Origin of the sequence: Apibacter adventoris (assembly GCF_002964965.1) — a bacterium.
GTDB classification, from domain to species: Bacteria; Bacteroidota; Bacteroidia; order Flavobacteriales; family Weeksellaceae; genus Apibacter; species Apibacter adventoris.
In genome coordinates, this window is the sequence record NZ_PSZN01000008.1 from 12,002 (window position 1) to 24,850 (window position 12,849).

Below are 12,849 nucleotides of genomic sequence, written 5' to 3' on the forward strand. Positions count from 1 at the left end.
AAGGGGTTGTTATGAAATATACATGATAATCCCTTTTTTATAAATTCTAATACTAAAAAGGAAATGCAATCTAATTTTGTAGACTATGTAAAAGTTAATTGTAAAAGTGGACATGGAGGTGCGGGTTCAGCCCATTTACATCGAGCTAAATATATTCCTAAAGGAGGTCCTGATGGGGGAGATGGAGGACGAGGAGGACACGTTGTATTAAGAGGAAACAACCAATTATGGACTTTATTGGCACTAAAATATTTACGACATATAAAAGCTGAAAATGGTAAACCAGGAGGTAAACAGGAATTAACCGGAGCAAATGGGGCTGACGTTTATTTAGATGTACCTATAGGAACAATAGCTAAAGATGAAAAGGGAAATATTCTTGGAGAAATAACGGAAGATAAACAGGAAATAATACTTTTAAAAGGAGGAAAAGGAGGTTTGGGGAATTCTCATTTTAAATCTTCAACTAACCAAACTCCTCGTTATGCACAACCTGGATTGGAAGGAGAAGAGGCTGTTGTTACTTTAGAATTAAAATTATTAGCAGATGTAGGATTAGTAGGATTTCCTAATGCAGGAAAATCTACATTATTATCAGCGATAACTTCTGCAAAACCTAAAATAGCCAATTATGCTTTTACTACTTTAGTTCCAAATTTAGGAATTGTTGAATCTAGGGATTTTCAATCTTTTGTAGTGGCAGATATTCCTGGAATTATAGAAGGAGCTTCTGAAGGTAAAGGCTTAGGGTATAGATTTCTAAGACATATTGAACGAAATTCAATTTTATTATTTTTAATTCCGGCAGATGCAGAAGATTATTATAAAGAATATCAAATATTATTAAATGAATTAGCTAAATATAATCCTGAGTTGGCAGATAAGGAACGATTAATTGCAATTTCAAAGTCTGATTTATTGGATAAAGAATTAGAAGAAGAAATAAGAAAGACTTTTCCTGAAAATTTTAAGTTAATATTTATATCAGCAGTTACCGGAAAAAATTTAGTAGAATTGAAAGACGAGCTTTGGAAAATTTTACATTAATATAAAATTTTTTTCGTTTTTAAATAATACATTAGTGGAATTTAAATGAAAAAATATAAATAGTGTTAGAAATTATTAATTACATTAAAAAATTTAACAATATATAATTTGTTCAATTTAGAAGTTTTGATATAAGCAATATAAATTAGTAGAAATTATAGGCTTATAAAATTTATATAAATTCTAAAAAATCAATGCATAAAAAATGCAGTTTTTATTTTAATAAAAACTGCATTAAAAACTACTAATTAAATATATGATTAAGCTGTATTTTACAATTTAAAGCCTCTCCTATAGATTCGTCCATAAATATCTACATATCTTACAGATACAGTTCCTTTATAATTTTTTAATATTTTTTCAATATCTTTTTCACTGTTTACAGGTTTATCATTAACTTCCATTAAAATATAGCCTTCATTAATACCTGCAGCTCTCAATTTTCCATTTCCATCGATACTTGAAATAACCACTCCAGATTCCAAACCGTAATTTACTTTTTGTTGATCGGATAATTCTTGGAAACTCGCTCCTAATTTTTCAGCTACACTCAAATCATCTTTTGTTTTTACGGAAGTTCCCCCTTTAGCATCTTTTAATTTAACAGTAAATGTTTTATTAGTGCCATCTCTTAAAACAATAACTTTTACTACATCTCCCGGTCTTTTTTCACCTATAATACCTGAAAGAGTAGGGAAATTTCGGATAGTTACCCCATCAATCTGAGTAATAATATCTCCTTTTTTCATACCGGCATCTTTTGCACCTCCATCATTCTGAATTTCTGTAACCAATACTCCCTGCTGAGATTTATAAGAAGTTTTGTTTTGAGTATTATATTGTTTTACAGCAGCATCATCACTCATGTCCAAAGCACCGATTCCTAGATATCCTCTTTGTACTAAACCATATTTTTTAATATCTTCTACTACTTTTTTGGCTAAATTGGAAGGTACAGCAAAACTGTAACCTTCATAGGTTCCGGTTCCTGAATGCGAAGATATTGCTGTATTAATTCCTATCAAATCACCATTAGTATTTACTAACGCACCCCCACTATTTCCTGGATTTACGGCAGCATCTGTCTGAATAAATGATTCAATAGGGGATAGGGAATTAGATTTTAATATATCTAAACTACGACCTTTTGCAGAAATTATTCCGGCAGTAACTGTAGAAGTTAACCCAAAAGGATTACCAACAGCTAATACCCATTCTCCTACTTTTACATCATCAGAATTATAGAAATTAAGAAAAGGAAGCCCTTTTTCATCTATTTTTAATAAAGCAATATCAGAATTAGGATCAGTACCTACTAATGTAGCCATGTAAGTTTTCTGATTGTTTAAAGTGATTTCAATTTTATCAGCTCCATCAATCACATGATTATTGGTAACAATATAGCCATCTTGGGAAATAATTACACCGGAACCAATTCCATTAGGTACATCTTTAGGAGCTTGTTGTTGTCTGGGTTTTTGTGGAGCTGAATCGAAAGGATCTCCAAAAAAGAAATCAAACGGATCAATCATTTGACGTTGTTGTCTTTGTTGTGTGAAAGAGGAATAATTTTTCACACTCACAACTGCATTTATAGTTTTTTCTGCTGCAACAGTTAAATCTGGCGGATTAAAATTAGCCGCATTAGTAGCAGATGTAAAATATGCATCAGATTTTTTATTTTGTTTAAATAATTCAAAATCGCCTAAACTTGTATTTTTAGTCATTGAAGATACACCTATGGAAATAGAAGCACTTAAAATTCCAACTAAAAGGTAAGAAGCAATTTTTTTAAGTTCAAATTTATTTTTTTTCATAGTACAAAATATTTTTATTCATTATTATACTGCTCTACTTACTTTCAAAAGTGATACCAAAAATGAAGGCGATTTGTATCTTTAACGATTTTTAACACGACCTTAATATTTTCTTATTAGTAGAATAAAATTTAATATTTTTTTTATTGTAAAAATGTTTAACTAAAATAAAGTAATTAAATATTTAAAGTTTTTAAATTAGCACTTTATTTAAAAAACCTTATTTATAATATGAAAAATATATTATCAATTCAATCCCATGTTGTTTACGGACATGCGGGAAATAGTGCAGCAGAATTTCCAATACAACGTTGCGGGGTTGGGGTATGGTCGCTTAATACTGTGCAGTTTTCGAATCATACACAATATGGACAATGGACAGGCGAGGTAATGTCTGCCAATCATTTAACAGATATAGTAAAAGGTATAGATCATATACATCAGCTAAAAAAATGCGATGCTGTTTTAAATGGATATATAGGTTCGCCGGAACAAGGAAAATCTATTTTAGAAATTGTAAAAAAAGTAAAATCGGAAAATCCAGAAGCAATTTACTTTTGTGATCCGGTTATGGGGCATCCCGAAAAAGGTTGTGTAGTAGCACCAGGAGTTTCTGAATTTTTTACCCACGAAGCGGTTAAGGTTAGTGACATTATGGCTCCTAATTTATTGGAGTTAGAAATATTGACAGGTAAAAGTATAAATTCTGTAGAAGAATGTATAAAAGCAGCCAAAATTTTGCTTGAAAACGGAGTAAAATTAGTATTAATAAAACATTTAAGCAGAGCCGGATATAGAACAGATAAATTTGAAATGCTTTTGGTTTCTACATCTGAAATATGGCATATTTCTCGTCCTTTAATAGATTTTGGTGTTCGGCAACCAGTTGGTGTAGGCGATTTAACTTCCGGGTTATTATTGGCTAATTTACTATTAGGTAAATCTCACAAAGAAGCATTGGAACATACTACTTCAGCGGTGTATGCTGTAATGTTGGAAACTCATAAACTTGGTGAATATGAGTTGCAATTGGTCGCTTCTCAAAATCAAATTGTAAATCCTTCATTAATTTTTGAAGCAGTAAAAATATAAAAAATAATACATGGAATTTATATCCATTGAAATGGATCTCTTTGTTCTAAAAACTTATATTTTTTCCTCCATTTATGTATTTCAGTTTTAAAAAGAGTGCATTGATATAAGGATTTATGAATTTTTTTTGTTTTAACTTTTTTTCCTAAAGGAGATAAAATTGTAGAATGTCCTGAATAATATAAATGATTTCCATCTATTCCAATCCTGTTTATTCCACATACATATGAAATATTTTCTATGGCACGTGCTTTAAGTAGGCTTTTCCAAGCATCAAGACGTGTATCTGGCCAAGAGGCAACATTAATCATTAAGTCATAATCTTCCATATTTCTATTCCAAACGGGAAATCTAAGATCAAAGCAAATCATAGGACAAATTTTCCAACCTTTATATTCGAAAATCACTTTTTCATTTCCAGGAGTATAAACCATATATTCACCGCTATAATTAAAAAGATGGTGTTTATCGTATTGGGCAATTATTTTTCCCTGATTAATAAAGATAAAACGATTATAATATTTGTTATTTTCATTGATAGCTAAACTTCCACATATTCCTGAATTCTTTTCAAGAGATAGTTTTTTCATCCAATTTATAGTTGTTCCTTCCATTGTTTCGGCTATTTTAGTAGTGTTCATACTAAATCCGGAATTAAACATTTCTGGAAATATAATAAGATCTATAGCTTTGTTGCCTTGTAGGATTGAAGTTAGATATTGAAGATTATTGTCTATATTTTCCCATTTTGGATTAAACTCCACATATTGTATTATGAGATTTTCATGCAATTGCATATTTACCAATTTCTTTTATTATTAAAAAAAATATCAGCCAATAGTTTGTAAGAATTAAAACGCTCTTCTTTATTTTCAGCATATGTAATTAGCATTATTTCCTCTAAACCATAATCTGAAGCCAATTTTTCTATATCATTTTTTATTTTTTTAGGAGTACCGAAAATCATTCTTTTACGATTAGCCATTATTCTTTCTTTTTCATATGAAGAATATATTTCATTTTTTATATCATTGTATGTTACTGCATTAAAATTTCCGTTTTTTCTTTCCAGTTGAATAAAACGAAAGTCCATAATAGCTTCATTTCTATGAATAGCTTTTTCATCTTCACTACAAAAAGCAAATATAGCTACATTAGCTTTAGCATTACTTAGGTTTTGAGACGGGCGAAATTGCTCTTTATAAGATTGTATAGCTTTCTCGCCACCATTGCCATTAATAAAATGAGCAAAAGATAATTTCATACCAAAATGTGCAGCAAACATAGCACTTTCTCCACTTGAACTTAGCAACCACAATTCGGGTATGTTATGAGTAATGGGGATGGCTTGTACTTTTTCAAATAATGTACCTTCTTTTTTTATATTTTGAAAAAATGCTTCCAGATGATATAATTGTTCAATAAAGTTTTGTTCGCTGAATGTATTAGAAGGATTCAATAGAGAAGCGGTAAATCTATCTGTTCCGGGTGCTCTACCTATTCCCATATCGATCCTTCCCGGAAAAAGAGACACTAATAATTTAAAATTCTCTGCCATTTTTAAAGTACTATGATTAGGCAACATAATTCCACCGGAACCCACTCGGATATTTTGTGTATGATCTGCTAAATGTGCAATTAGTATTTCAGGAGCAGGACTTGCTAAAGAAGGAAAATTATGATGTTCAGATACCCAAAACCGAGTGTATCCTAATTGATCGGCAAAAATAGCAAGATCTGTAGTTTCTTTTAAAGCCTCTGTAGCGGTACTGTTTTTTCTTATATATACCTGATCTAATATACTTAATTTTAATTGTGAATTGTTCATATATAAATCTACAATTTTTTGATATTTCTTTATTTAATTTTTATTAGACATTTAATTATAAATCTCAAAGGATAAATTAATATTTTTTTATTATGTTAAATTTAACTATTATTCGGAATTATGTATATTCTTTTATTAAAATATAAAAATTAAATAAATTTATAATAAAATAAATAACAAATGGATGTAAAAGAGATTTTTGTTGCTCAGATTAAAATTAATAACTTTGCAAAAATGTTAAATTTGTATTATGAGTATTAAAACAGAATATATTCCATATAAAGTCAAAGATATTTCTTTAGCTAAATGGGGGAGATTGGAAATTGAATTAGCAGAAGCTGAAATGCCAGGATTAATGGCACTACGTAAAGAATATAAAAATGAGCAACCGTTGAAAGGGGCAAGAATTGCCGGTTGTTTACATATGACAATTCAAACTGCAGTTTTAATAGAAACCTTACAAGCTTTGGGAGCTGAGGTTAGCTGGAGTTCGTGTAATATTTTTTCCACTCAAGATCATGCAGCAGCAGCTATAGCAGCTAAGGGAACTTCTGTTTATGCATGGAAAGGTTTAAATGAAGATGAATTTAATTGGTGTATAGAACAAACTTTATTTTTTGGAGAAGAAAGAAAACCGTTGAATATGATTTTAGATGACGGTGGTGATTTAACTAATATGGTATTAGATAAATATCCGGAATTAATAAAAGGTATTAAAGGACTTTCAGAAGAAACCACTACCGGAGTACATAGATTATATGAAAGAGTTAAAAACGGTACTTTGTTAATACCTGCTATAAATGTTAATGATTCTGTAACTAAATCTAAATTTGATAATAAATACGGGTGTAAAGAATCTGCTGTTGATGCTGTAAGGAGAGCCACAGATGTAATGATGGCCGGTAAGGTAGTAGTAGTTGCAGGTTATGGAGATGTAGGTAAAGGAAGTGCTGCCTCATTTAGGGGGGCAGGAGCTCGTGTTATTGTTACAGAAATTGACCCTATATGTGCTTTACAAGCAGCTATGGATGGTTTTGAAGTTAAAAAAATGGACAACGCTATAAAAAAAGCCGATATAGTAATCACTTGTACAGGAAATTGTGATATAATACAAGGGAAACATTTTGAATCTATGAAAGATAAGACAATAGTTTGTAATATTGGTCACTTTGATGATGAAATAGATATGGCTTGGCTAAATCATAACTATGGAAATACAAAAGTAACCATCAAACCTCAAGTGGATAAATATACCATTAAAGGAAAAGATATTATTGTTTTAGCTGAAGGTCGTTTGGTGAACTTAGGTTGCGCAACCGGACATCCTAGTTTTGTAATGAGTAACTCTTTTTGTAACCAAACCTTAGCACAAATTGAATTATGGCAAAATCCTGGAAAATATGAAAATAAAGTATATACTTTGCCTAAACATTTGGATGAAAAAGTTGCACTTTTACACTTACCTAAGATAGGAGTGGAATTAGATATTTTAACAGAAAAACAAGCTCAATATATTGGAGTTACTGTAGAAGGACCATTTAAATCAGACCAGTATAGATACTAGTCTACTTCTCGCTAGGATTTAATTTTATATATAAAAATTTTAAGTTTATTATATATTCTATGAAAAAATTTAGATATATAATAAACTTTTTTTATTGTACAAATAAAAAAGTAGTTATTAAATATATTAATCATAATCTAATATTAAATTTATAAGTTCTATTTTTACTTATAGTTTGAAAAGCATTATTTTTGTAAAAAAATTTAAGAATGCTAATATTAATTATCAACGCAGGAAGTTCGTCTATAAAATATCAATTACTGAATATGAATTCTAATGCATTAATAGCTAAAGGATTAATTGAAAGAATTGGTATTGAAGGTGGGAAAGTTATTCATAAATATTTTAAAAATAATAATTTAGAAAAAGTAGAAATTAATCAGAATTTCCTTTCACATATAGAAGGAATGAGAGTAATAGTTAACTTACTCACAGATAGTAAAATAGGAGTAATAAAAGATGTATCAGAAGTTGATGCTATTGGACATAGGGTAGTACAAGGAGAAAGCGTATCCCATCCGGTTCTTATAACAAAAGAAATAAAAGAATTTATAAGAAAAATTAGTCCACTCGCTCCTCTACATAATCCTGCAAATCTTTTAGGAATAGAAGTTGCCGAACAATTATTTAAGAACGTACCTCAGGTAGCAGTTTTTGATACTTCATTTCATCAATCTATGCCTGCTAAAGCTTTTAGATATGCTATTCCTAATGAATTTTATATAAATCATAAAATCAGAGTTTATGGAGCCCATGGTACCAGTCATAAATATGTTAGAGAACAGGCAGCCAATTATTTAGGAAATAAAAATGTTAAAACGATTAGCTTGCATTTAGGAAATGGTGCAAGTATTACTGCAATTAATCAAAAAGGAGAGAGTATAGATACTTCTATGGGATTTACTCCACTTAACGGATTGGTAATGGGAACCCGAAGTGGAGATATAGATCCTTCTGCTTTATTTTATATGGTGAGAGAATGTGGAGTGAATTTCGAAGAATTAGATGATTTACTAAATAAAAAATCAGGAATGCTTGGAATGACGGGAAAAAGCGATGCAAGAGATGTTGAACAATTAAGTTATGAGGGAGATAAAAATGCTGTTTTGTGTTTGGATTTATATTCTTATCGGGTAAAAAAATACATAGGAGCTTATATGGCGGCTTTAAACGGTGCTGAAGCTATTATTTTTACTGCAGGAATTGGTGAAAATGATTGTAATCTTCGTTATTTAATATGTAAAGATCTTGATTTTTTAGGCATTAAATTGGATAAAGAAAAAAATGAAAAATTTAATTCTCCTGACAGAGTAGTCGAAATTCAGTCAGAAGATTCTAAAATTAAAATACTAATAATTCCTACCAATGAAGAACTGGCCATAGCTCAAGAAACATTAAAGATTATAGCTAAACACTAAATTATTTTTTTGCGTTTTTGTAAATAAATATAACTGAATTTAAATTAATTAATAAAAAATAAAAGCCGCTTTATAGCGGCTCTTTTATTTTTATTGAAGTCTTGATTTTATTTTTTGAATACAACCTCAACACCTTCTTGTTCTGCTAAGGTTTTTCTTCTTACAGAGTCAGGTTCAACATCAGCATTTATTTTACCTTTGTTTTCTGCAATACCATATGTAAGCCAATACGGAAGAATACTCACTAAAAACATTAAACACCAAAAACCCATTGTAGCAATAATTAAAAATAATAGAAAACCTATAAATTTAGCAAATGGCCAAACTCCTGTATAAAGTAATGTTATCATTATATTTTCCTTTTTTTCAAATGTAATAAAATATTTTATTTTAAACAAAAATTAATAATTTATATAATCAAGAAAATATCTTTATAATTCAGTCCATTCACTATCCGTATTATAGTTAAGATTCAAAGCTGAGTATATTATAATAAAATATAGATTCTAATTTTCATCATAATTATCAAAAAATGAATAAACTGTATAATGAATAAATAGTTGTTTAATATATAGATAATTATTTATATTGAATAGAACTAATAAATAATTGTATGAATTAAAAAATATAATTTTTACAAAGTATAAAATAAAAAGGAGATTAATTATAAATTAATCTCCTTTTAAAAATTACATTTTATATTTTATAAAGATTGTAAAACTTTATTAGTGTTTATTATAGCTTTCTCATTTTTACTATCTAACCATTTTTTACCATGTTTCTTTCTCATGTAATTATCATAATTTCTTTTAACAAAAAGGTTTAGTACGGCATTTGTAAAATTGGCAGGTCTTTTAGCTAATGAACGTAAACTCATTGAAAAACCAGGGGTTAGATATTGCATATAATGCCACCATCCTTCTGGCATATAAAGCATTTCTCCGTGAGATAAATGAACCTTATATGTATTGACATATTTTAGTGCCGGCCATTTTTCAAAATCAGGATTATCAAAGTCTATATCCTCTCTACATATATTAGCATAGGGTAACTTATACATATATTTTGTATCACTTGGAGGTACTAAAATGCATTGTTTTTCTCCGGCGAAATGAAAATGTAAAATATTAGCCAAATCAATATCAAAATGCATAAAAACATTAGATCCTGCTCCGCCAAAAAATAACATAGGTAAACTTTTAAATAAATTTAGTCCTAAGTCAGGAAATGAAAAATCATTTTGGAGAGAAGGAGCCTGTTTTAGAAGGTTAAATAAAAAAATTCTTAGATCTGTAGGACCTTTTAAAAGTAAGTCTATATACTCAGACATTTTCATCCGGGCATCCGGCTCATTAACTTTTTTATCTGCACTAACAGGATCATTATTATATAAAGGAACAATTTTATCTCCGGCAATTTCTTTTATATAATCGAAATTCCATTTTTTATATGCAGGCCAGTCTTCGGTAAGTTTTTCTACTACTACCGGAGTTTGTGTCTTGTAAAAGTTATGGTAGAAATCATCTTTTGATATCCGCTCAACTCTTTGTACATCTTTATATTTGAACATATGTAAAAGTTTAGAAATTATATTATTTTTATGTAGGAGTAGAATTCATAAGATCTTCTATTTCATCTGCTTCTATAGGAATATTTCTCATTAAATTATAAGGCTCTCCATTAGATTGAATTACCACATTGTCTTCAATTCTAATACCAAAACCCTCTTCAGGAATATAAATGCCCGGTTCAACTGTAAATACCATATTGGGAACAAAATATTCAGTTAATATACCATAATCATGAGTATCTAATCCCATATGATGAGAATTACCATGCATAAAATATTTTTTATATGCCGGCCATTTAGGATCTTGATTTTTAACGTTTTCTTTGGTAAGTAATCCTAATTTTAATAATTCTTCAGTCATAATTTTACCTACTTCTTCATGATAGCTATACCAGTTATTACCAGTAATTAAGAGTTTTGTAGATTCATTTTTAACATTCATTACGGAATTGTATACTTCTTTTTGTCGATCTGTAAATTTCCCATTTACCGGAATGGTTCTACTCATATCAGAAGAATAGTTCGCATATTCAGCCCCTACATCTAATAAAATAACATCACCGTCTTTACATTCTTTGTTATTTAAAATATAATGTAATACATTGCTGTTTTTTCCTGATGCAATTATTGGAGTATAGGCCCAACCATTAGATCTGTTACGTATAAATTCATGTAATAATTCTGCTTCTATTTCATATTCCCATACACCTGGTTTTACAAAATTTAATATTCTTCGGAATCCTTTCTCTGTTATATCACAAGCTTTTTGTATAATTTCAAGTTCTTCAGGTTCTTTTATAGATCTTAAATGTTGTAAAATAGGATTACTTCTAAGGTAATTATGTGCTCGGTATTTATTTTGAAGTTTTTTTATGAATCGATCTTCTCTAGTTTCTACTACTTTTTCAGCTCGGTAATGTTCATTAATATTTATATAAATATTATTCATTTGTGGAATAACAATATCTAGTATTTTATCAAAATCTTGAAGCCAATAGACATTTTTAATTCCTGATACTTCTGTAGCTTGTTCCTTAGTATATTTTTCTCCTTCCCATATAGCTATGTGTTCATTAGTTTCACGCACAAAAAGCATTTCTCTATGCTCTTCAAGATAAGCATAAGGACATATAACCAGTATAGATTCTTCTTGATCGATACCTGAAAGGTAAAAAATATCACGATGTTGTTGAAATGGAAGTGTGCTATCTGCACTTATGGGGTATATATCATTACTATTAAAAATAGCAATTGATTTAGGCTCCATTCTTTGAACAAATTTTTGTCTATTTTTTATAAATAAATTTTTTCCAATAGGTTTATACTTAGTTTTCATATAAATAATAATATTTGACTTTTCAAAGATAATTAAATTACAATAAATTTTTAGAATAAAAAATAAATATTTATTGAACAGTGATTTATGAAATATCTATTTTAACTTATCTTTTATATTTTTATAAATTTAAAAATTAATTGTATTTTTTATATAAAATAATAATTTTAATAATAGATAATGATTAATTTCATTATTTTGAATTTTTTTTAGATTATATTTTAGTATATAATAAATGAATTTAAACATAAAATATGAATAATTATGATAGCAATTATAGATAGTGGATCAACTAAGACTGATTGGGTAATTATTGAGAAAAATGGAAAAGAAGTATTAAGGGAAGAGACAATAGGCTTTAATCCCAGATTTACTCTACCTGAAGAAATGGATAAAGAAATTCATAATAATAAAAAGATATATAGTGTTTCACAAAAAATAAAACATCTTTATTTTTATGGAGCCGGATGCTCTTCTAAATCTGTTGATTCAATAATTGAAAAGATATTAAGAAAATTATTTCCTTATGCTGTTATAAATATTACAGATGATTTAAAAGGAGCAGCCTATTCAGCTTACTTTGGTAAACCTGCTTTAATATGTATTTTAGGTACAGGTTCTAATATTTGTTATTTTGATGGAAATGAAATCAAAAAAGAAATCCATTCTTTAGGTTGGATTATTGGAGATGAGGGAAGTGGTAGCTTTTTAGGTAAAAAATTATTAAATGCTTATTTTAATAAAAAATTACCTGAATATTTATCAATAAAATTTAAGGAAAGATATAAATTAACTATTGATGAATTATTAGAAAATGTATACCAAAAACCAAGGGCCAATTCTTTTGTTGCTAGTTTTAATCGATTTATAGTAGAAAATAAAAGGGAACCTTTTTTTCAAAATTTGGTTTACGATGCAATGAAAACTTTTTTTGAAAACCAAGTGATGGCTTTTACAGATGCAAAAAATTTAGAAATTAATTTTATAGGTTCTATAGCGCATTATTATGAAGATATTTTAAGAGCAGTAGCATTAAAGTATCATTTAACAATAGGGGAAATTGTAAAAAAACCTATTAATAATTTAGTTAATTATCACTTATTATATATTATACCCCAATTGCAATATTAAATAATATATACATACATAAAAAAGCTTAAATTAATTGTTTAAATAG

The 12,849-nt window shown here is 28.5% G+C and carries 11 protein-coding genes; 5 read left to right on the plus strand and 6 right to left on the minus strand.

Annotated elements, in window-relative coordinates:
* Positions 1 to 63 precede the first annotated feature (63 nt).
* Entirely contained in the window at positions 64 to 1,047 is a 984-nt protein-coding gene (gene obgE / locus C4S76_RS04710; protein ID WP_105193166.1) for a GTPase ObgE, read from the plus strand.
* A gap of 272 nt (positions 1,048 to 1,319) precedes the next feature.
* Here obgE and C4S76_RS04715 read toward each other — a convergent pair whose 3' ends face one another.
* Complete coding sequence (locus C4S76_RS04715; RefSeq protein WP_105193168.1) at positions 1,320 to 2,864, minus strand: Do family serine endopeptidase; 1,545 nt, start codon at positions 2,862 to 2,864, stop codon at positions 1,320 to 1,322.
* A gap of 231 nt (positions 2,865 to 3,095) precedes the next feature.
* On the opposite strand from C4S76_RS04715, the gene pdxY reads away from it, so the two are divergent.
* A complete protein-coding gene (gene pdxY / locus C4S76_RS04720; protein ID WP_105193170.1) occupies positions 3,096 to 3,956 on the plus strand; it encodes a pyridoxal kinase PdxY in 861 nt (286 codons plus the stop codon).
* Between the two features lie 17 nt (positions 3,957 to 3,973).
* Here the strand turns inward: pdxY and C4S76_RS04725 are convergent, their stop codons facing one another.
* On the minus strand, positions 3,974 to 4,753 hold the full coding sequence (locus C4S76_RS04725; RefSeq protein WP_105193172.1) for a nitrilase-related carbon-nitrogen hydrolase: 780 nt from the start codon (positions 4,751 to 4,753) through the stop codon (positions 3,974 to 3,976).
* 2 nt (positions 4,754 to 4,755) lie between these two features.
* Positions 4,756 to 5,784, minus strand: a complete 1,029-nt coding sequence (locus C4S76_RS04730; protein WP_105193174.1) for an LLM class flavin-dependent oxidoreductase — start codon at positions 5,782 to 5,784, stop codon at positions 4,756 to 4,758.
* A gap of 250 nt (positions 5,785 to 6,034) precedes the next feature.
* Between C4S76_RS04730 and ahcY the strand changes: the two genes are divergently transcribed.
* Both ahcY and C4S76_RS04740 read left to right on the plus strand, forming a co-directional pair.
* A complete protein-coding gene (ahcY, locus tag C4S76_RS04735) occupies positions 6,035 to 7,348 on the plus strand; it encodes an adenosylhomocysteinase (protein WP_105193175.1) in 1,314 nt (437 codons plus the stop codon).
* Between the two features lie 209 nt (positions 7,349 to 7,557).
* Entirely contained in the window at positions 7,558 to 8,766 is a 1,209-nt protein-coding gene (locus C4S76_RS04740; protein WP_105193177.1) for an acetate/propionate family kinase, read from the plus strand.
* A gap of 107 nt (positions 8,767 to 8,873) precedes the next feature.
* Here the strand turns inward: C4S76_RS04740 and C4S76_RS04745 are convergent, their stop codons facing one another.
* The 3 genes from C4S76_RS04745 to C4S76_RS04755 all read right to left on the minus strand — a co-directional run bounded on the left by C4S76_RS04745 (position 8,874) and on the right by C4S76_RS04755 (position 11,672).
* The gene (locus C4S76_RS04745; protein ID WP_105247141.1) at positions 8,874 to 9,116 is read right to left on the minus strand and encodes a hypothetical protein; all 243 of its coding nucleotides are present in this window, start codon (positions 9,114 to 9,116) and stop codon (positions 8,874 to 8,876) included.
* A 353-nt stretch (positions 9,117 to 9,469) separates the two neighbouring features.
* Positions 9,470 to 10,336, minus strand: coding sequence for a cupin-like domain-containing protein (locus tag C4S76_RS04750; RefSeq protein ID WP_105193181.1), 867 nt, complete (start codon positions 10,334 to 10,336; stop codon positions 9,470 to 9,472).
* Between the two features lie 28 nt (positions 10,337 to 10,364).
* On the minus strand, positions 10,365 to 11,672 hold the full coding sequence (locus tag C4S76_RS04755; RefSeq protein WP_105193183.1) for an aminopeptidase P family protein: 1,308 nt from the start codon (positions 11,670 to 11,672) through the stop codon (positions 10,365 to 10,367).
* Between the two features lie 264 nt (positions 11,673 to 11,936).
* On the opposite strand from C4S76_RS04755, the gene C4S76_RS04760 reads away from it, so the two are divergent.
* On the plus strand, positions 11,937 to 12,803 hold the full coding sequence (locus C4S76_RS04760) for a BadF/BadG/BcrA/BcrD ATPase family protein (RefSeq protein WP_105193185.1): 867 nt from the start codon (positions 11,937 to 11,939) through the stop codon (positions 12,801 to 12,803).
* Positions 12,804 to 12,849: the final 46 nt, after the last annotated feature.